The organism is Streptomyces sp. NPDC045026 (assembly GCF_056432625.1).
This window is the reverse complement of sequence record NZ_JBWKIS010000002.1, coordinates 36,142-54,215: the sequence shown is the minus strand read 5'-3', so window position 1 is coordinate 54,215 and position 18,074 is coordinate 36,142. Positions and strand designations below refer to the sequence as shown.

15 protein-coding genes and 3 tRNA genes are annotated in these 18,074 nt (G+C 70.2%); 6 read left to right on the top strand and 12 right to left on the bottom strand.

Annotation, left to right across the window (positions count from 1 at the left end; translation table 11 throughout):
- Positions 1–47 precede the first annotated feature (47 nt).
- From AC07EJ_RS03835 to AC07EJ_RS03810, 6 genes are all read right to left on the bottom strand, one after another.
- On the bottom strand, positions 48–944 hold the full coding sequence (locus AC07EJ_RS03835) for a hypothetical protein (RefSeq protein WP_389476236.1): 897 nt from the start codon (positions 942–944) through the stop codon (positions 48–50).
- A 313-nt stretch (positions 945–1,257) separates the two neighbouring features.
- Positions 1,258–1,410 (bottom strand): hypothetical protein, encoded by a 153-nt coding sequence (locus AC07EJ_RS03830; RefSeq protein WP_393582746.1) that lies wholly within the window; start codon positions 1,408–1,410, stop codon positions 1,258–1,260.
- Positions 1,411–1,546: 136 nt separating this feature from the next.
- The gene (locus AC07EJ_RS03825) at positions 1,547–2,080 is read right to left on the bottom strand and encodes a hypothetical protein (protein ID WP_389476240.1); all 534 of its coding nucleotides are present in this window, start codon (positions 2,078–2,080) and stop codon (positions 1,547–1,549) included.
- Positions 2,081–2,939: 859 nt separating this feature from the next.
- Positions 2,940–3,013 (bottom strand) — tRNA-Ile (locus AC07EJ_RS03820).
- A gap of 186 nt (positions 3,014–3,199) precedes the next feature.
- Positions 3,200–3,272 (bottom strand) — tRNA-Asn (locus AC07EJ_RS03815).
- Between the two features lie 5 nt (positions 3,273–3,277).
- A tRNA-Asn gene (locus AC07EJ_RS03810) sits at positions 3,278–3,350 on the bottom strand.
- A 137-nt stretch (positions 3,351–3,487) separates the two neighbouring features.
- Here AC07EJ_RS03810 and AC07EJ_RS03805 point away from each other — a divergent pair.
- The 4 genes from AC07EJ_RS03805 to AC07EJ_RS03790 all read left to right on the top strand — a co-directional run bounded on the left by AC07EJ_RS03805 (position 3,488) and on the right by AC07EJ_RS03790 (position 9,167).
- Positions 3,488–3,793, top strand: a complete 306-nt coding sequence (locus AC07EJ_RS03805) for a YtxH domain-containing protein (protein ID WP_389476242.1) — start codon at positions 3,488–3,490, stop codon at positions 3,791–3,793.
- Positions 3,794–3,878: 85 nt separating this feature from the next.
- Positions 3,879–5,318, top strand: a complete 1,440-nt coding sequence (locus AC07EJ_RS03800; protein ID WP_393582748.1) for an FGGY family carbohydrate kinase — start codon at positions 3,879–3,881, stop codon at positions 5,316–5,318.
- 136 nt (positions 5,319–5,454) lie between these two features.
- On the top strand, positions 5,455–7,188 hold the full coding sequence (locus AC07EJ_RS03795) for an ABC transporter ATP-binding protein (RefSeq protein ID WP_478883679.1): 1,734 nt from the start codon (positions 5,455–5,457) through the stop codon (positions 7,186–7,188).
- On the top strand, positions 7,188–9,167 hold the full coding sequence (locus AC07EJ_RS03790; RefSeq protein ID WP_478883678.1) for an ABC transporter ATP-binding protein: 1,980 nt from the start codon (positions 7,188–7,190) through the stop codon (positions 9,165–9,167). The genes AC07EJ_RS03795 and AC07EJ_RS03790 overlap by 1 nt, the downstream gene beginning before the upstream one ends.
- A gap of 91 nt (positions 9,168–9,258) precedes the next feature.
- Here AC07EJ_RS03790 and AC07EJ_RS03785 read toward each other — a convergent pair whose 3' ends face one another.
- From AC07EJ_RS03785 to AC07EJ_RS03770, 4 genes are all read right to left on the bottom strand, one after another.
- The gene (locus AC07EJ_RS03785) at positions 9,259–10,650 is read right to left on the bottom strand and encodes an RNA polymerase sigma factor (RefSeq protein WP_478883677.1); all 1,392 of its coding nucleotides are present in this window, start codon (positions 10,648–10,650) and stop codon (positions 9,259–9,261) included.
- 162 nt (positions 10,651–10,812) lie between these two features.
- Positions 10,813–12,711 (bottom strand): DNA primase, encoded by a 1,899-nt coding sequence (gene dnaG / locus AC07EJ_RS03780; protein WP_389476253.1) that lies wholly within the window; start codon positions 12,709–12,711, stop codon positions 10,813–10,815.
- Between the two features lie 34 nt (positions 12,712–12,745).
- Positions 12,746–14,020, bottom strand: a complete 1,275-nt coding sequence (locus AC07EJ_RS03775) for an NAD(P)/FAD-dependent oxidoreductase (protein WP_389476255.1) — start codon at positions 14,018–14,020, stop codon at positions 12,746–12,748.
- Positions 14,021–14,114: 94 nt separating this feature from the next.
- Positions 14,115–14,246 (bottom strand): hypothetical protein, encoded by a 132-nt coding sequence (locus AC07EJ_RS03770; RefSeq protein ID WP_389476257.1) that lies wholly within the window; start codon positions 14,244–14,246, stop codon positions 14,115–14,117.
- 120 nt (positions 14,247–14,366) lie between these two features.
- On the opposite strand from AC07EJ_RS03770, the gene AC07EJ_RS03765 reads away from it, so the two are divergent.
- Positions 14,367–14,705, top strand: a complete 339-nt coding sequence (locus AC07EJ_RS03765) for a winged helix-turn-helix domain-containing protein (protein ID WP_389476259.1) — start codon at positions 14,367–14,369, stop codon at positions 14,703–14,705.
- Here the strand turns inward: AC07EJ_RS03765 and AC07EJ_RS03760 are convergent.
- Both AC07EJ_RS03760 and AC07EJ_RS03755 read right to left on the bottom strand, forming a co-directional pair.
- The gene (locus tag AC07EJ_RS03760; RefSeq protein ID WP_389476261.1) at positions 14,686–16,065 is read right to left on the bottom strand and encodes a deoxyguanosinetriphosphate triphosphohydrolase; all 1,380 of its coding nucleotides are present in this window, start codon (positions 16,063–16,065) and stop codon (positions 14,686–14,688) included. The two genes, AC07EJ_RS03765 and AC07EJ_RS03760, sit on opposite strands and share 20 nt — an antisense overlap.
- A 33-nt stretch (positions 16,066–16,098) precedes the next feature.
- Positions 16,099–17,004 (bottom strand): sirohydrochlorin chelatase, encoded by a 906-nt coding sequence (locus tag AC07EJ_RS03755; protein WP_389476263.1) that lies wholly within the window; start codon positions 17,002–17,004, stop codon positions 16,099–16,101.
- Positions 17,005–17,220: 216 nt separating this feature from the next.
- Here AC07EJ_RS03755 and AC07EJ_RS03750 point away from each other — a divergent pair, with 216 nt between their 5' ends.
- On the top strand, positions 17,221–17,925 hold the full coding sequence (locus tag AC07EJ_RS03750; protein WP_478883676.1) for a SanA/YdcF family protein: 705 nt from the start codon (positions 17,221–17,223) through the stop codon (positions 17,923–17,925).
- Positions 17,926–18,074 lie beyond the last annotated feature (149 nt).

The window sequence follows — 18,074 nt, the reverse complement described above, 5'->3', positions numbered from 1 at the left end:
CTCGTCGTCGTACGGGGCCGGACACACCGTCATGAGCGGCGGCATCGTCACATTCGCCGCGCCGGACCGGACAGCTTCGAGAGAAACGACTGAGCCGTTGCCGAGAGGCGGTTTTCGTCACGCCTTCCCGAATCCGGAATTCGTGAGGTCTCGAATGGCAAGGCGGGCTGCCAGTGCTGTTCGAAGCGCCCTGCCGAACCCTGCTCGCAGAACTCGGGCTGAAACGAAGACGGACGACGGGCGAACTCCGCCGCTGAAGCGTGATTCTGCGGCGTCAACTGATTCGCCACGAGGTAGATGAGCGTGGCGACCGAGTCCTGATCCACGACCACCGTACGACCACTGCCCACCGGCTCCGCGGGTGCCGAACTCCTTGAATACGTTCTCGGTCCGATCGGAACGGACTGCTCTCGCCGCCCGACCCCGCCGGCCAGCGGAACACCGGATGCACTCACCCTTGAGGGAATCGGGCGAATTCCGAGGGAGTCCCTGCATTCTTCGATGCGGTCGAACCGTCCGTAGAATCCGGGCAGTTGAGACGTGTTCGTCTCGGATCCCTCGGCGATCTGCTCTCTGCCGCGCACGAGTTCGCGATGCATTTCCCCGTACACACTGCCCAGCTTGATGGAGTCCTCGCCGCGATCACTCAGGCCGCTCGCGTAGGGGGCGGCAACGACCAGCGCGGCCAGGCCCGACAGCCCGGAGATGAGAACCTGCGCCGTGAGCATCGAGGACTCGGCGACCAAAGGCCAGGCCAGCAGGCCGGTGAGGAGACTGACACCGCCGGCGGCGACGCCGTAGAGGCGCTCCTTGCGTACCAGGCGCACGGCTTCGCGCGGCATCCTCCTCGCCCAGTATTCGGAGCTGTCGATGGTCTCTTCAAGTCGTTGCGAAACTGCTGCGGCGGCCGGAGTCTTCGACTTCCTGAGCGAGCTGTGCGGCATTTTTATGCATCCCTCAAATCCAAAGGGGCGGATTCGGTGTCACGGATCGACGGAGCAAGGCGGTCCGTGGCCTGGTGTGCGCTCAGCCCGTGCACGGTCGGCCATCCCGCCCGCTGCGGTGTTCGGCTGGTCGGCCATGGCGCCGTTTCGTATACCCCCGTCCATATTCGGAGTGCGCCATATGGCCGACGACAGCCGACTTTCCGAAGGTTGGAATGTAAGCGCGGGCGTGCAGGATCGCCCGCGCTTACGGCCGCCTGAAGAATCTGCGCGTTCCCGGCGAGCGAGTCGACGCGGAACGGTGCGAAGCCCTTCAGGCGGCCGGACCCTGTAAGGCATCCCGATTCGGAAGCAACGGTTCGAGGCCCTCCGTCTGGCCTCGATCGAGCCCGAAGAACTGGACATACATCGGCGCGCCTTCGACGATGCGCGACATGCCCACGGGAGCGCCCGAAATCACCTTCATGCCAGCACGGATGTGAGGTGATCCGTGCAAGCATTAAGCCATCTCGGGCGCGTCGTGCCCGACTGGGATAAGCTTTCGTTGACTGCCCCGGCCCGATTCCGACGGGCCGGGGCCTCAACTATTCCTGCTGCAGTTGTTACCAGCTACCCTTGCCGCCGCCGTTGCCGCCGCCGTAGCCGCCGCGGTGGTCCTCGACGACGCGGAAGCTGCCCACGACACCGTTCTTGACGAAGACGCCACCACGGACCTTGTGGGGGTAGACGCTGTTGCTGGTGCTCCACGGTCCGACCGTGGCAATGGGAGACCCATTGTCGCAGGTCGCGCCACGGAAGACCTCAACAGTCTTGCGGCTGTCGTTGCGGACGTTGAAGCTGTTCGAACCGAGACCGCTGACCACGGTGATGCAGCCATCCGACTCGGACGAGTACGACCGCTCGTTGAAGTGGATACGACCCTCGTGCCGGTAGCCGCCGCCACCGTGGCCGTAGCCCTCGTCTTCCTTCTCCTTGCCCTGGCCGGAGTCGCCACCGAGGGGCGCCGCCGCCTGACGAACAGCCGGAGCAGCCGGGGCGGCCTCCGTGCCAGCAGCAGCGGCGTAGTTGATGCCGGTGGCGGCGAGGGCTGCAGCGCCTGCAATAGCGGCGGTGACAGCAATGGAGCGCTTGCTCATGTCAGTTTCTTCCTTCTCGGAGAGATCGGCCGGACAGCCGCTCTGTGAAGGAAGATACATAAATCAACCCAGACATCGCTTATCGGACATGCTGAAAATGCGAGAAATCGGCCGTGTGGGCGTATGCCCCCGGAGACGCCCCGTCGGCCGCGGCATCCACATGGACTCCCAATTGCCCATTCAGGCAAGGAAGTTGATGCCTCATAAGCTCCACCCGAGGACTCGCTGACAGCTGCTCAAACTTCTGATGTCGTGTCGCGGATTCCGCGTGGCGCGCCGTCGCTCGTGTCGCCCTGGGTGCCTCAGGCGTCCAGAGCGACCTCGGCGGTCACGCCCATCACCACGTTGACCGGGCCGATTCACGACCTGCCCACCCCCGATCCTCACGACGACGTGGACCAGATCGCCGGGCCTGCCGCGTTCGCAGCGGCGGATCACCTGCCCGGCGGGGCGGTCGAGGAAGGGCAGCCGGTTCAGGCCGTGGCGGACCAGGACGCGCCGGTCCGGGTCGAGGACTTCGGGGGACGACCGCTACCCGCAGGGGCGGCAGTCGGACTTCTCGCTCACACGCGTCACAGTCGCCCGCCCCGAGCCCCCGGGCATGGACGGCTGGCGCTGCCGACGGGCTTGCCGCCCGCGGCCTCCAGGACCGCCTGGCGGGGCTCGAACGCCCGTCGGGCTGTCGGGGGTCCGAACGCCCGTCGGAAGGCCCCGTAAGGGCGCGTCTCCGCCCACCGAATCGTCCCCGCGTCCACTGGATCCTGGCAAACGAGTGACAGAAGGCCCGTCGCCGTTTAGGTGACGGGCCATCAGGCTACGTAACCGCAGGTCGTATCGTTTCCTCACCGACCTGCTTGGGTGGGGCGGGTGGGACTCGAACCCACGGCCGACGGATTATGAGTCCGCTGCTCTAACCGGCTGAGCTACCGCCCCGTTACGGCGTGGCGCGTACAGATGTACGCGCCGTCTGCCGCAGCATAGCCGCTCATACGATCTCCTGCTCCGGATGGTCGGCCTTGCTCGACGTAGAGGACTTCGCGCGCCCGCGGACGGTTCCACCTGGTGGAGAAGACGACACGAAAAGACCCCCGGGGGTTCCCCGGGGGTCTTGTCCGTCAGCTCTCCCGACTGGACTCGAACCAGTAACCTGCCGATTAACAGTCGGCTGCTCTGCCAATTGAGCTACAGGAGATCGAGCTCCCCCGACTGGACTCGAACCAGTAACCTGCCGATTAACAGTCGGCTGCTCTGCCAATTGAGCTACAGGGGAATGTCTCGTTGCACCGAACGCATCTACCTGGGGACTTGCCAGGGGGCGTGCGCTCGCTGCGACACATACATTAGCGCAAGCAGGGGGGTGCTCCGCCAATCGGTTCCCCCGGTGATCACAAGGGAAGGGTGGCAGCCATGCGCTACCGGCTCACATTCGTCGCCGGTCTGGCCCTGGGATACGTGCTCGGGACCCGGGCCGGACGCGAGCGGTACGAGCAGCTGAAGAAGTCCGCCCGCTCGTTCGCGCAGAACCCTGCCGTCCGGAACACGGCGGAGTCGGCGGCCCAGCAGACGCGTCAGTTCGCGGGCAAGGCACTGCACTCCGTGAGCGAGAAGGTCGAGAGCCGGGTCCCCGACTCGGTGGCGGGCCGGGTGCGCTCGCTGCGGGAGCGCGGCCAGGGCGGCGACGACGCGGACGACTGGGGCACCACCAACACCTGAGCGCCGCGGCCCTGGCGAGAGCGGGTCTTCGGCCCGGCCCCGGCCCGCGGGACGGGGCCGCCGCGGAGTGCGGCAGAATTCAGTCATGGGGATAGTCGCCGGGCTGGACAGTTCGCCCGATTTCACTCGGATCGTGGTCTGTGACGCGGACTCCGGTGCCGTGCTCAAGCAGGGCTATGCCCCGCACCCGCTCGAATCCGCCGAGGGCGGCAGCCGTCCCGCCGATGTCGATCCACAGGCGTGGCTCCTCTCACTCGGCGAGGCCGCGGGCGGCGGCCTGCTCGAAGGCGTACAGGCCATCGGGGTCTCCGCGCAGCAGAACGCGCTGGTGCCGCTGGACGCGCAGGGCAACACCGTGCGGCCCGCGATGCCCGGGGGCGACAAGCGGACGCAGGCCTCGGCCGCGGATCTCATCGACCGCCTCGGCGGGCGTGAGGCGTGGGCGCAGGCCGTCGGGTTCGTGCCGCAGGCCGCGCATCCCGTGACGAAGCTGCGGTGGCTGGCAAAACACGAGCCGGAGGCCGCGCAGCGGGTCGCGCTCGTGCTCCAGGCCCACGACTGGCTGGTGTGGCAGCTCCTCGGCCGGCCCTCGCGGCGGACCACCGACCGGGGCGGGGCCTCGGGCACCGGCTACTGGTCGGCGGCGAGCGGCTCGTACCGTCCTGACCTGGTCGAGCTGGCGCTCGGGCACCAGGCGATGCTGCCGGAGGTGCTCGGCCCCGGGGACGCGGCGGGCACCACTCCGGAGGGGCTGATCATCTCGGCCGGTACGGGCGAGACGATGGCCGCGGCGTTCGGGCTCGGGGTGCGGCAGGGTGACGCCGTGGTGTCGCTCGGCGCCTCGGGGTCGGTCATGACGGTGCACCACGAGGCGCTCGTCGATCCGTCCGGGACGATCACCTCGCTCGCCGACGCGACCGGGATGCACCTGCCCGTCGTCCATACGCTCAATGCGGTGCGGACCCTGCGGGGCACGGCCGACATGCTCGGCCTCTCCGGGATCGAGGAGCTGTCCGACCTGGCGATGAAGTCGACCCCCGGGTCGCACGGCCTGGTCATGCTGCCGTATCTGGAGGGCGAGAAGACGCCGAGTCTGCCGCACACCGCCGGCACTCTGAGCGGGCTGCGGCGGGAGTCGATGAAGCCGGAGCATCTCGCGCGGGCCGCGTTCGAGGGCATGCTGTGCGGGCTCGCGGACGCCATGGACGTACTGCGGGCGCGTGGGGTCGAGGTGCGGCGGATCTTCCTGCTCGGGGCGGCGGCCGAGCTGCCGGCGGTGCAGGCCGCGGCGCCGATGCTGTTCGGGACGCAGGTCGTGGTGCCGCAGCCCGCGGACTACGCGGCGCTCGGAGCGGCGCGGCAGGCGGCGTGGGCGCTGAGCGGGCGGCTGCCGCAGTGGCAGGGCGCGGCCGCGCAGGTGCTGGAGCCGGGTGAGGAACTGCCCGTCGGGCAGGCGGTGCGGCAGCAGTTCACCGCCGTACGGGAGCAGACGCACCCCGGAGCGTTCGATTCCACGGGGGCGTGACCGTTTCGCCCCGTTCCACGTGGGTTACTTGGTGTGCTCTTGGCTAAATCGCTTGAGGTAACGCGGGTGGAGTGTCGGACGATGGGGGTCGTGCACCACTGACCCCCTCATGACGGCCGACTTCGAGAGACCGAGCGTGCTCATACGACTCCTTCGGACCTACCTCAGTCCGTACAAGAAACCCATCGGCGTGCTGGTGCTGCTGCAGTTCCTGCAGACCTGCGCCGCGCTCTATCTGCCCACCCTCAACGCGGACATCATTGACAACGGTGTCGTGAAGGGGGACACGGGCTACATCCTGACTTTCGGCGCCATCATGGTCGCGGTCACCGTGGTCCAGATGGTCTGCAACATCGGCGCCGTGTACTACGGCGCCCGCACCGCGTCCGCGCTCGGACGGGACGTCCGGGCCTCCGTGTTCGACCGCGTGCAGTCCTTCTCCGCGCGCGAGATGGGCCAGTTCGGGGCGCCGTCCCTGATCACCCGCACGACGAACGACGTGCAGCAGGTCCAGATGCTCACGCTCATGACGTTCACGCTGATGGTGTCGGCGCCGATCATGTGCGTCGGCGGCATCGTCATGGCGCTGGGGCAGGACGTGCCGCTGTCGGGCGTGCTGCTCGCCGTGGTCCCGGTCCTCGGGATCAGCGTCAGCCTGATCGTGCGGCGCCTGCGCCCGCTGTTCCGCACCATGCAGGTGCGGCTCGACACGGTGAACCGGGTGCTGCGCGAGCAGATCACCGGCAACCGCGTCATCCGCGCCTTCGTGCGCGACGACTACGAGAAGGAGCGCTTCCGCGAGGCCAACGCCGATCTGACCGCGGTCTCCCTCGGCACCGGCAAGCTCCTCGCGCTGATGTTCCCGATCGTCATGACCGTGGTGAACGTCTCGTCGATCGCCGTCGTCTGGTTCGGCGCGCACCGCATCGACAGCGGCGGCATGCAGATCGGCGCGCTCACCGCGTTCCTCGCCTATCTGATGCAGATCGTGATGAGCGTCATGATGGCCACCTTCATGTTCATGATGGTGCCGCGCGCCGAGGTCTGTGCCGAGCGCATCCAGGAGGTCCTGGCCACCGAGTCCAGCGTCGTGCCGCCGACCTCGCCGGTGCGGGCGCTGCGCGACCACGGCCACCTGGAGATCCGGGATGCGGGCTTCCGCTATCCGGGGGCCGAGGAGCCCGTGCTCAAGGCCATCCAGGTCACCGCACGCCCCGGCGAGACGACCGCCGTCATCGGCTCGACCGGCAGCGGCAAGTCCACCCTCCTCGGCCTGGTGCCGCGCCTGTTCGACGCGACCGACGGCGAGATCCTGGTGAACGGCGTCGACGTGCGCACCATCGAGCCCGCGCTGCTCGCCAGGACCGTCGGGCTCGTGCCGCAGAAGCCGTACCTCTTCGCGGGGACGGTCGCGACGAATCTGCGGTACGGCAATCCGGAGGCGACCGACGAAGAGCTGTGGCACGCCCTGGAAGTGGCGCAGGCCAAGGACTTCGTGAAGAAGCTGGAGAACGGGCTCGACTCCCCGATCTCGCAGGGCGGCACGAACGTGTCCGGCGGTCAGCGCCAGCGGCTCGCGATCGCGCGGACCCTGGTGCAGCGGCCCGAGATCTATCTCTTCGACGACTCGTTCTCCGCGCTCGACTACGCCACGGACGCCGCGCTGCGGGCCGCGCTGGGTCACGAGACCTCCGAGGCGACCGTGGTGATCGTGGCCCAGCGGGTCTCCACCATCCGCGACGCGGACCGCATCGTGGTCCTCGACGAGGGCCATGTCGTGGGCACGGGCACCCATCACGAGCTGATGGCCGGCAATGAGACGTACCGGGAGATCGTTCTCTCCCAGCTGACGGAAGCGGAGGCGGCCTGATGGCGGGGCCAGGCGGGCGGATGATGGCCGGGGGCGGCCCCGACCAGCGTTCGATGGACTTCAAGGGCTCGGGCAAGCGGCTCATCAGGCAGTTCAAGCCCGAGAAGACGACGATGTACGCGATGGTCGCGTGCGCCGTCCTGAGTGTGGGCCTGTCGGTGCTGGGCCCGAAGATCCTGGGCCGGGCGACCGACCTGGTCTTCGCGGGCATCATCGGGCGTGAGATGCCGCACGGGAGCAGCAAGGCGCAGGTCATCGAGGGGATGCGGGCCAAGGGTGACTCCGGGGTCGCCGACATGCTCTCCGGGATCGACTTCACGCCCGGCCAGGGCATCGACTTCGGGGCCGTGGGCTCCGTGCTCGGTCTTGCCCTCTGTACGTTCCTGGGGGCCGGGCTGCTGATGGCCGTGACGACGCGGCTGTCCAACCGGGCGCTCAACAAGACCGTCTTCCGGATGCGCGAGGACATCCAGGCGAAGCTGTCGCGCCTTCCGTTGTCGTACTTCGACAAGCGGCAGCGCGGTGAGGTCCTCAGCCGCGCCACGAACGACATCGACAACATCGGGCAGACGCTCCAGCAGACGATGGGGCAGCTCATCAACTCGCTGCTCACGATCATCGGCGTGCTGGTGATGATGTTCTGGATCTCGCCGCTGCTCGCGCTGGTGGCGCTGGTGACGGTGCCGTTGTCGTTCCTGATCGCGACGCGGGTCGGCAAGCGCTCGCAGCCGCAGTTCGTGCAGCAGTGGAAGACCACCGGCAAGCTGAACGCGCACATCGAGGAGATGTACACCGGCCACAACCTGGTGAAGGTGTTCGGGCGTCAGAAGGAGTCGGCGCAGGCGTTCGCCGAGCAGAACGACGCGCTGTACGAGGCCGGGTTCAAGGCGCAGTTCAACAGCGGGATGATGCAGCCGCTGATGTTCTTCGTGTCGAACCTGAACTATGTGCTCGTCGCCGTGGTGGGTGGCCTGCGGGTCGCCTCGGGTTCGCTGTCGATCGGTGACGTGCAGGCGTTCATCCAGTACTCGCGCCAGTTCTCCATGCCGCTGACACAGGTCGCCTCGATGGCGAACCTGGTGCAGTCCGGCGTCGCGTCGGCCGAGCGGATCTTCGAACTGCTCGACGCGGACGAGCAGGAGGCCGACCCGGTGCCGAGCGAGAAGCCGGATCTGCTGCGCGGGCTCGTCGAGTTCGAGAACGTGTCGTTCCGCTACGAGCAGGACAAGCCGCTCATCGAGGACCTGTCGCTCGCCGTGGAACCGGGTCACACCGTCGCCATCGTCGGCCCGACGGGCGCCGGCAAGACGACGCTGGTCAATCTGCTGCTGCGCTTCTACGAGGTCACCGGCGGGCGCATCACCCTCGACGGGGTCGACGTGGCGAAGATGTCGCGCAACGAACTCCGTTCCGGGATCGGCATGGTGCTCCAGGACACATGGCTGTTCGGCGGCACGATCGCGGACAACATCGCGTACGGCGCGGAATCAGGAGGGGCGGCGCGCAGCGCCTCGGGCAACGGCGGTGGTGGGCGACGGGAGGGCGTGACCCGGGAGCAGATAGAGGAGGCGGCGCGGGCCGCTCACGCGGACCGGTTCATCCGGACGCTGCCCGAGGGCTACGACACCGTGATCGACGACGAGGGGTCGGGGGTCAGCGCCGGTGAGAAGCAGCTCATCACCATCGCGCGCGCGTTCCTGTCGGACCCGGTGATACTCGTCCTCGACGAGGCGACGAGCTCGGTCGACACCCGTACCGAGGTGCTCATCCAGAAGGCGATGGCGCGGCTCGCGCACGGACGGACCAGCTTCGTCATCGCTCACCGGCTGTCCACGATCCGCGACGCCGACACCATCCTGGTGATGGAGAACGGGGACATCGTGGAGCAGGGCACCCACGATGCGTTGCGCGCCGCGGGTGGGGTGTATGAGCGGTTGTACGAGGCTCAGTTCGCGCAGGCTGTGGCTGAGGTGGAGTAGGCACCATCGGGGTTCGCGGGGACTGTGCGTGCGGGTTGTTCGTGGCTGAGCGCACAGTTCCCCGCGCCCCTCAAGGGGGCGGCGGCCCCCATCAGTCCAGATAGCCCCGGAGCTGGTCCGCGAACGCGTGGTCCCTGAGTTTGTTCAGGGTTTTGGATTCGATCTGGCGGATGCGTTCGCGAGTCACCCCGAAGATGCGGCCGATCTCCTCCAGCGTGCGAGGGCGGCCGTCCGCGAGGCCGTAGCGGAGCTGGACCACCTTGCGTTCGCGTTCGCCGAGGGTGGAGAGGACCGCCTCCAGGTGTTCGCGCAGGAGGAGGAACGCGGCCGATTCGACGGGGGACGCCGCGTCGCCGTCCTCGATGAGGTCGCCGAGCGCGACGTCGTCCTCCTCGCCGACGGGCGCGTGCAGCGACACCGGCTCCTGGGCCAGGCGCAGGACCTCGCTGACCCGCTCGGGCGGCAGTTCGAGGTGGGCGGCGACCTCTTCGGGGGTGGGTTCGTAGCCGCGTTCCTGGAGCATGCGGCGCTGGACGCGCACGACCCGGTTGATCAGCTCGACGACGTGCACCGGGACACGGATCGTGCGGGCCTGGTCGGCGAGGGCCCGTGACATGGCCTGCCGGATCCACCAGGTCGCGTACGTCGAGAACTTGTAGCCGCGGGCGTAGTCGAACTTCTCGACCGCCCTGATGAGGCCGAGATTGCCCTCCTGGACGAGGTCCAGCATGGTCAGGCCACGGCCCACGTAGCGCTTGGCGACCGAGACGACCAGGCGGAGGTTGGCCTCGATGAGGCGGCGCTTGGCCATCCGGCCCATCACGACGAGTTTGTCGAGGTCGATGGCGAGCTGGGAGTCCGGGTCGGTGGTGCCCGTCAGTTTCTCCTCGGCGAAGAGTCCGGCCTCGACCTTGCGGGCCAGATCGACCTCGTCCGCGGCCGTGAGCAGCGGGATCCGGCCGATCTCACGCAGGTACTGGCGGAACAGGTCCGACGAGGGCCCGCCGGTGTCGGTGCGGCCGCGCGAGGGCGGGGGCTCGGGAGTCTCGGCGTCCACGGTGTCGAGGAGGAGGGCGACGGACGGGCGGGACCCGGCTTCCCGCGGTTCCGGATCCGATTCCGAATCCGGCTCGTGCCGCTCGACCGTATCGGCCGGTTGCGGGGTGCCGGCGGGATCGTCGGGCGGGTCGGAGTCCGGGTGGTTCTCCGGCCCCCTCTGCTGGGGGACGGCCGGGAGTGCCTCCGCGTCCGCGTCCGGCGCGGGGGCGCCCTGGGCGCTCTGACGCGCGGCATCGGTCTGGCTGAGGGTCTGGGTCTGCACGGGGGCGACCTCCAAGGTGATCGCTGCTGAGGCGTGCGGCAGGGGTACACCGGGATCGGCGACGGCGGCCACACCGCTGTCCGTCCCGTACGCGATAGGCGGAACCGCGGGAGTGTCGGACCCGTTGTCGGGGTTCCGGCCGCGCTCCGAGGACTCAGGCACCGGACCCAGTGTGCTGTACGACACAACGCCGCCACGAGGGGCGTGCGGTGACTTTTTGAGTCCGGTGCGTGACCGCGCGGTTACCGTGCACGACGCCTGCCCCTGCGGGGCGGGACGAAACCGGCTGGGGGTCCTCGTCCCGGGCCGTCGGGGCGGCGGCGGTCAGAGCGCCTGCGCGCCGAGGTCCTGCAGTGCCCTGTCGTAGCGCTGGAGCACCATCAGCTCCTCCTGGACGGCGGACAGGCGCGCCGGGTCGCCGTGCGTGCCCAGGCGGGTCAGGGAGCCCTGGACGTCACGGATGCGCCGGTCGACGGCGCGGCGGCGCACGGCGACGAGCTGCTGGCCCGCGTACACCTCGTCGACGGATCTGCGCAGGATGGCCTCGACGGCGAGCTCGGTGACCATGGCGCGCACCGCGTCGTCGGGGGCCACCTCCCGGACCCGTACGAGATACGCCTGCGGGTCCTGGGTGCCGAGGTCGGCGCCGCCCGCCTCGATGATCGCCTCGCGCACCGCGGCGTACGGGGCGGCGGTGAACTCGTCCACGCCGTACGCGTCGAAGGCCGGGGAGACCAACTCGGGCCGCTGCAGGGCGAGTTTGAGCAGCTCGCGCTCGGTGGCGTACACGGGGTTGCGCAGGGTGAGGGCGGGGCCCGCGGCGGACGCGCGCGCCGCCGCGGCCTCGTAGGACTGCTGCGGGCGGGCCGGGGCGGGGCCGCGGCCGCCGCGGTCGCGGGCCCAGCGGGCGAGCTGCGAGACGCGCTTGACGACGAACTGGGTGTCGAGGATGCCGAGCATGCCGGCGAGCTGGACGGCGACCTCGTGCTGCGCGCCGCTGTTCTTGATGCGGGCGACGACCGGGGCGGCCTCGTCCAGGGCGGCGGCGCGGCCGGCGGGGGTCTCCAGGTCGTACCGGGAGACGATGTGGCGCAGGGCGAACTCGAAGAGCGGGGTGCGGGGTTCGACGAGGTCGGCGACCGCCCCGTCGCCCTTGGCCAGGCGCAGGTCGCAGGGGTCCATGCCGTCGGGGGCGACGGCGATGTACGTCTCGGCGGCGAACTTCTGGTCGTCCTCAAAGGCGCGCAGGGCGGCCTTCTGGCCCGCCGAGTCGCCGTCGAAGGTGAAGATCACGCGGGCGCTGCCGTTGTCCATGAGGAGGCGGCGCAGGATCTTGATGTGGTCGCCGCCGAAGGCGGTGCCGCAGGTCGCGATGGCGGTGGTGATACCGGCGAGATGGCAGGCCATCACGTCCGTGTACCCCTCGACGACGACCGCGCGGCTCGACTTGGCGATCTCCTTCTTCGCGAGGTCGATGCCGTAGAGGACCTGGGACTTCTTGTAGATCGGCGTCTCTGGCGTGTTCAGGTACTTCGGGCCGTTGTCGTCGTCGCGCAGGCGGCGGGCACCGAAGCCGACGACCTCGCCGCCGATGTCGCGGATCGGCCACATGAGGCGGCCGCGGAAGCGGTCGATGGGGCCGCGGCGGCCCTCCTGGGAGATCCCGGAGGTGATGAGCTCCTTGTCGGTGAAGCCCTTGCCGCGCAGGAAGCGCGTGAGGTGGTCCCAGCCGGCCGGGCTGTAGCCGACGCCGAAGTGCGCGGCAGCGGCCTGGTCGAAGCCACGCTCGGCGAGGAACTTGCGGCCGATCTCCGCCTCGGCGCTCTCCAGCTGGTCCACGTAGAACTGGGCGGCCACCTTGTGCGCCTCGACCAGGCGGATGCGCTCACCGCGCTGGTGCGAGGGGTTGTAACCGCCCTCCTCGTACCGCAGGGTGATGCCCGCCTGGCCGGCGAGGCGCTCGACGACCTCGGAGAAGGAGAGGTGGTCGACCTTCATCACGAACGTGATGGTGTCGCCACCCTCCTGGCAGCCGAAGCAGTGGAAGAGGCCCTTGCTGGGGCTGACCTGGAAGGACGGCGACTTCTCGTCGTGGAAGGGGCACAGGCCCTTGAGGTTCCCGCCGCCCGCGTTGCGCAGTTGCAGGTACTCGGACACCACGGCGTCGATCGGGACCGCGTCCCGGACCGCCTTCACGTCCTCGTCATTGATCCTGCCTGCCACGCAAGAATTCTACGGTGACCCGCCGACACTCACGTCACCCCTCCTCCCCCTCCAGCAGCGCCGTGAGCGCGACGGACGGATCCGACAGGCGTTCCGTCCCGGGCCTGGCACCGGAGCGGATGAGGGCCTGGATGGTCTCCGTGACGTCCCACACGTTCACGTTCATCCCGGCGAGCACCCGCCCGTCCTTGAGCCAGAACGCGATGAACTGCCGCTTGCCCGCGTCCCCACGGATGACCACTTGGTCGTACGAGCCGGGGGGCGCCCAGCCCGAGTATTCGAGGCCGAGGTCGTACTGGTCGGAGAAGAAGTACGGCACGCGGTCGTACGTCACCTCCTGGCCCAGCATGGCGCGGGCGGCCGCCGGGCCGCCGTTGAGCGCGTTGGCCCAGTGCTCGACGCGCAGCCGGGTCCCGAAGAGGGGGTGCTGCACGGCCGCCACGTCACCGGCCGCGTAGATGTCCGGGTCGGAGGTGCGCAGCGAGGCGTCGACGGCGATGCCGCCGCCGTGCGCCCGGTCGGCGAGTGCGATCCCGGCGGACTCGGCCAGCGAGGTGCGCGGGGCGGCGCCGATCGCGGCGAGCACGTCGTGGGCCGGGTGCTCCTCGCCGTCGTCGGTGAGGGCGGCGAGGACCATGCCGTCCTGGCCCGTGATGCCGGTGAGACGGGTCCCGAAGTGGAAGCGGACGCCGTGTTCGGCGTGCAGGTCGGCGAACATCTGGCCGATTTCGGGGCCTAGAACCGCGTGCAGCGGGGTTGCCTCGGGCTCGACGACGGTGACCTCGGCGCCGTACTCGCGGGCCGCCGCGGCGACCTCCAGGCCGATCCAGCCCGCGCCCGCGATCACGAGGTGGCCGTTGTCCCGGCCCAGGGAGGCGAGGACGCCCTTGAGGCGCTCCGCGTGGGCGAGTCGGCGCAGGTGGTGCACGCCGGCCAGCTCGGTGCCCGGGATGTCCATGCGGCGCGGCTCGGCGCCGGTGACCAGGAGCAGCTTGTCGTAGTGGACGACCGTGCCGTCGCCGAGCCGGACGTTCTTCACGGCCGGGTCGACCGCGACGACGGTCTGGCCGAGGTGCAGCTCGATGTCGTTCTGTGCGTACCAGGCCGGTTCGTGGACGAAGACGCTGTCCCGTTCCTCCTTGCCCTGGAGATAGCCCTTGGACAGGGGTGGGCGTTCGTACGGATGATCCCTCTCGTCCCCGATGAGGATCACTCTGCCGTTGAAGCCCTCGGAGCGCAGCGTCTCGGCCGCTTTCGCTCCGGCGAGCCCGCCTCCGACAATGACGAACGTCTGATCCGCGTCGACCACGTGATGCCTCCTCTTTGCCATGGCGCCATATGCGAGCGTCCCGCACGGAGCGTGATGCGGGAAGGGGGCATGGCCCGAACAGGGCATCTTTTCGTCACGCCCAGTGGTCAATGGCCAGTTTCACGACCAGGACGACGACCGTGCGCAGGAGCGCGACGCGCACGAACCCCGCTCCGCGGCGCAGCGCGGTGCGCGCCCCGAGGACCCCGCCGGCCGCGTTGGCCACGGCCGGCGGGGCGTCTGGGTCTTCCGTGGATCAGGCCGGATCAGGGAGCGGGGCATGGGGGTCCCCTGCTCGAGCGAAGCCGAGAGCCTGGGGGAGCGTGCATCGCAAGGCGGAAGACCCGTGGCGCCGGTCGATCCGCTGCTCGACCCCGTCCTCGTGCACCCGCCGGCACCCGCGCCGGGATGGCTGGCGCGGGCACGCGACAAGGGGGCGGGCGGTGCGGCGGCCCTGCCGGTGGGTCAGCTGATCGGGCCAACCCGGGCGCTGGTGCTCGACGCCCTCGAACATCCGCGTACGACCACACAGTTGGCCCGGCTGCTGCGACTGACCGCGTCCACGGCGAGCCGGCACACCACGGTCCTGCGGGAGGCGGGCCTCGTCGATTCGCTGCGGCGCGGCAACACCGTCCTGCAACGCCGCACCCCGCTGGGCGACGCCCTCATGGACGGGGCCCCGTGAGCCGCGCGTGCAGCTCGCGGGCCGAGGCGTCGGTGAGGGAGGAGATCTGGTCGACGATCACTCGCTTGCGGGCCCGGTCGTCGCCCGCCGTGTCGAACAGCGCGCGGAACTGCGGGTCGAGACCGTCCGGCGCGCGCCGGGTGAGCGCTTCGGCGAGCTCCGCCACGACGATGCGCTGGTCGGCGCGGAGCCGCTCCTGCTGCGGGCGCTGCATCACGTACCGGTCGGCCACCGCCTTGAGGACCGCGCACTCGTGGCGGGCCTCGCGCGGCACCACCAGCTCGGCCTCGTAGCGCGTGAGGCGGCCCGAGCCGTACCGGGCGCGCGTGGCGCCCTCCGCCGCGAGGCAGAAGCGGCCGATGAGCTGGCTCGTCGCATCCTTGAGGCGGGCCTGCGCGACGGCCGTGCCGTCGTAGCCGTGCGGCCACCACTCCTGGTCGAGGAGCCGGTCGAGCGCCGCCGCGAGCTCTTCGGGGTCCGTGTCCGCCGGAACGTACCGGCCGATCGCGACCGCGTAGATGTCACGGCGCTCGGGCTCGGCGTGCAGCACGTTCGGGTCGAGATGGCCGGCGTGCAGGCCGTCCTCCAGGTCGTGCACCGAATACGCGACGTCGTCCGCCCAGTCCATGACCTGCGCCTCGAAGCAGGTGCGTCGCTCGGGTGACTCCTTGCGGATCCAGTCGAAGACCGGGCGGTCGTCCTCGTACACGCCGAACTTGGGCGAGGCGGGGTCGGTGGGGTGGCCGCCGCGGGGCCACGGGTACTTCGTCGCGGCGTCGAGCGCGGCGCGCGTGAGGTTCAGGCCGACGCTGACCAGCTCGCCCGTGCCGGTGCTGTCGACGCTGCCGGTGCTGGGGACAAAGCGCTTGGGTTCGATGCGGGTGAGCAGGCGCAGCGACTGCGCGTTCCCCTCGAAGCCGCCGCAGTCCTGCGCCACCTCGTTGAGTGCCTGTTCGCCGTTGTGCCCGAAGGGCGGGTGGCCCATGTCGTGCGACAGGCAGGCCGTCTCGACGAGGTCCGGGTCGCAGCCGAGCGCCGCGCCGAGCTCCCGGCCCACCTGCGCGCATTCCAGGGAGTGCGTCAGACGGGTGCGAGGGCTGGCGTCCCAGGCCCGGTTCATGGTGCCGGGCGTGACTACCTGGGTCTTGCCCGCGAGGCGGCGCAGGGCCGAGGAGTGCAGGACGCGGGCGCGGTCGCGCTGGAAGGCGGTGCGGCCGGGGCGTTTGTCGGGCTCGGGTGCCCAGCGCTCCACCGCCGCGGCGTCGTAGCCGGACTGGTCGATGGGGTGGGATGGGGTGGGGGGGATGGACGGGATGGACGGGTCCGGAATCGCTGCGGGTGTCTCGTGCGTGCCTTCCATGGACTGACAGTAAAGGCACGCGGTGACAAACGGTCAGGCCGACGTGAGCTGCCGCTGTACGGGAGCGGGTCGCGCCGGGGACGCGAGCGTCGTGTCGTAGCGGTGGAGCAGGAGGCGCGCCATCGCCGTGTGCGCGCCGAGCGGGGCCGCGGCTATCCAGGGGGCAGCCTGCGCGCACTGGGTGGCGAAGCGGCCCGGAGCCGTGAAGTACGCGGCGACGGCGGCGCGGTGCCGTCCTCTGACGGCGAGCGCACGCAGCGCGGCCGGGACGGTGGGCGAGGCGGCACTGGCGTAGGCGGGCACGACCGGGACGCCGAGCCGGGCGGCGAGGAGCGCGGCGGTGCGGGCCGTGTCGACGGCCGAGTCGGGGTCGCGGGAGCCGGCCGCCGCGAGGACCACGCCGCTGGTCCTGCGCGTACGGGCGTCGGGCCGCGGGTCCCAACCGGCCTCTACCAGGCGGGCGTACAGCGTTTCCACGAGGAGCGGGTGGGGGCCGAGCGGCGGGGCGACGCGGGCGTTCAGGTGCGGGGCCGTGGCCAGGGCTGCCGGGATGTCCTGCTTGACGTGGAAGCCGCGGGACAGGAGCAGCGGGGCGAGGACGGCGCGGCCGGGGGCGAGGGCCGCGAGCGTGTCGGTCAGGAGCGGTTCGTTCAGCTCGATGTGGCCGAGGTGGACGGGGAGCCCCGGGCGTTCCTCGCGCACCTTGTCGAGCAGTGCGTGGGCCGTGGCGAGCGCCCTCGGGTCGCGGCTGCCGTGTGCCACGACCACCAGGGCCGGCGGGGTGGGCGGGACCTGCGAGGGTGTGCGGCGGCTGCCGTCGAGCCGGACGTGGCTCAGCTGGGTGCCGAGCTGACTGGTGATCCTGGTCATGAGTTGCGCCGTGCTGTCGAGGTGGGCCGTGCCGGTGGGCTCGTCGCGCTGATGTTTCGACGCCGTCATGAACCGATCCTGTCCGGGGGAGGTTGCGGCGTCGTTGCGGGGCGGTGACGGGTCGCTTCCCCGGGGCTCACCAGGTGTTCGGGCGGATGTGAGGTGGGGTGTGGTGTGTGGGGTGGGGTGGGGTGTGGCGGTGGTGGGGTCCCAGCTTGTCGCGTGAACCGGTCGGCGGAAACGTGCGTCCAGTCGTGCGACGACGTTTTCTAGCAGGGGCGGTCAGTGGTGCGGATCCGGTTGCCGCGTACGCGGCGGGGGTGGCGGCGGTTCGTGCAGGGCGCTGTGGCCGTGTGTGTGCTGGCGCTGTTGCCGGCTACATGGCTGTTCGTCGTCACCGGGGACCGGCTGCGTGCGGTCGGCGATGCGCCGCGCACCGATGTCGCCGTGGTGTTCGGGGCCGGGCTCTGGGAGGGCGAGCCGTCGCCGTATCTCGCTCACCGGCTCGACGCCGCGGCCCGGCTCTACCTTGACGGGCGGATCCGGGTCGTTCTGGTGACTGGCGACAACAGCCGCGAGGACTACGACGAGCCCGACGCCATGCGCGCCTATCTGACCCGGCACGGGGTGCCGGACAAGGCCGTTGTCAGCGACTACGCCGGGTTCGACACGTGGGATTCGTGTGTGCGGGCCAAGAAGATCTTCGGGGTCGACCGGGCCGTGCTGATCAGCCAGGGGTTCCACATCCGGCGCGCGGTCGCCCTGTGCGAGGCGGCGGGCGTCTCGTCGTACGGCGTCGGCGTCGACGACCGGCACGACGTGACCTGGTACTACGGCGGGGCCCGTGAGGTGTTCGCGGCGGGGAAGGCTCTGGTCGATTCCGTGTTCCGGCCCGATCCACGGTTTCTCGGGGAACGGGAGCCTGGGGTTCAGGAAGCTCTGGAGGGTGGTCGGGGGGCTCGGGGGGCTCTGGAGGTCGGGCGTCGCTGATGCGCCGGGTGTGACGTGGGGCGGGGCCGCGGGGGTGTGTCCGTCCTCGCCATCGTGGCGCCTCCGCCCTGTGTCCCTTCACCGGCGCCTGCACCTCCGTGCCCCGGGCGGACACACCCCCACGTCCCCTCGCGACGGTTTCGCGGCTG

What these genes read in the sequence shown, in the direction of transcription:
- AC07EJ_RS03835 (WP_389476236.1), bottom strand. Translation starts at nt 944, where the DNA reads ATGCCGCACAGCTCGCTCAGGAAGTCGAAGACTCCGGCCGCCGCAGCA.
- AC07EJ_RS03830 (WP_393582746.1), bottom strand. Translation starts at nt 1,410, where the DNA reads ATGAAGGTGATTTCGGGCGCTCCCGTGGGCATGTCGCGCATCGTCGAA.
- AC07EJ_RS03825 (WP_389476240.1), bottom strand. Translation starts at nt 2,080, where the DNA reads ATGAGCAAGCGCTCCATTGCTGTCACCGCCGCTATTGCAGGCGCTGCA.
- AC07EJ_RS03805 (WP_389476242.1), top strand. Translation starts at nt 3,488, where the DNA reads ATGCGCTACCGGCTCACATTCGTCGCCGGTCTGGCCCTGGGATACGTG.
- AC07EJ_RS03800 (WP_393582748.1), top strand. Translation starts at nt 3,879, where the DNA reads ATGGGGATAGTCGCCGGGCTGGACAGTTCGCCCGATTTCACTCGGATC.
- AC07EJ_RS03790 (WP_478883678.1), top strand. Translation starts at nt 7,188, where the DNA reads ATGGCGGGGCCAGGCGGGCGGATGATGGCCGGGGGCGGCCCCGACCAG.
- AC07EJ_RS03760 (WP_389476261.1), bottom strand. Translation starts at nt 16,065, where the DNA reads ATGGAAGGCACGCACGAGACACCCGCAGCGATTCCGGACCCGTCCATC.
- AC07EJ_RS03755 (WP_389476263.1), bottom strand. Translation starts at nt 17,004, where the DNA reads ATGACGGCGTCGAAACATCAGCGCGACGAGCCCACCGGCACGGCCCAC.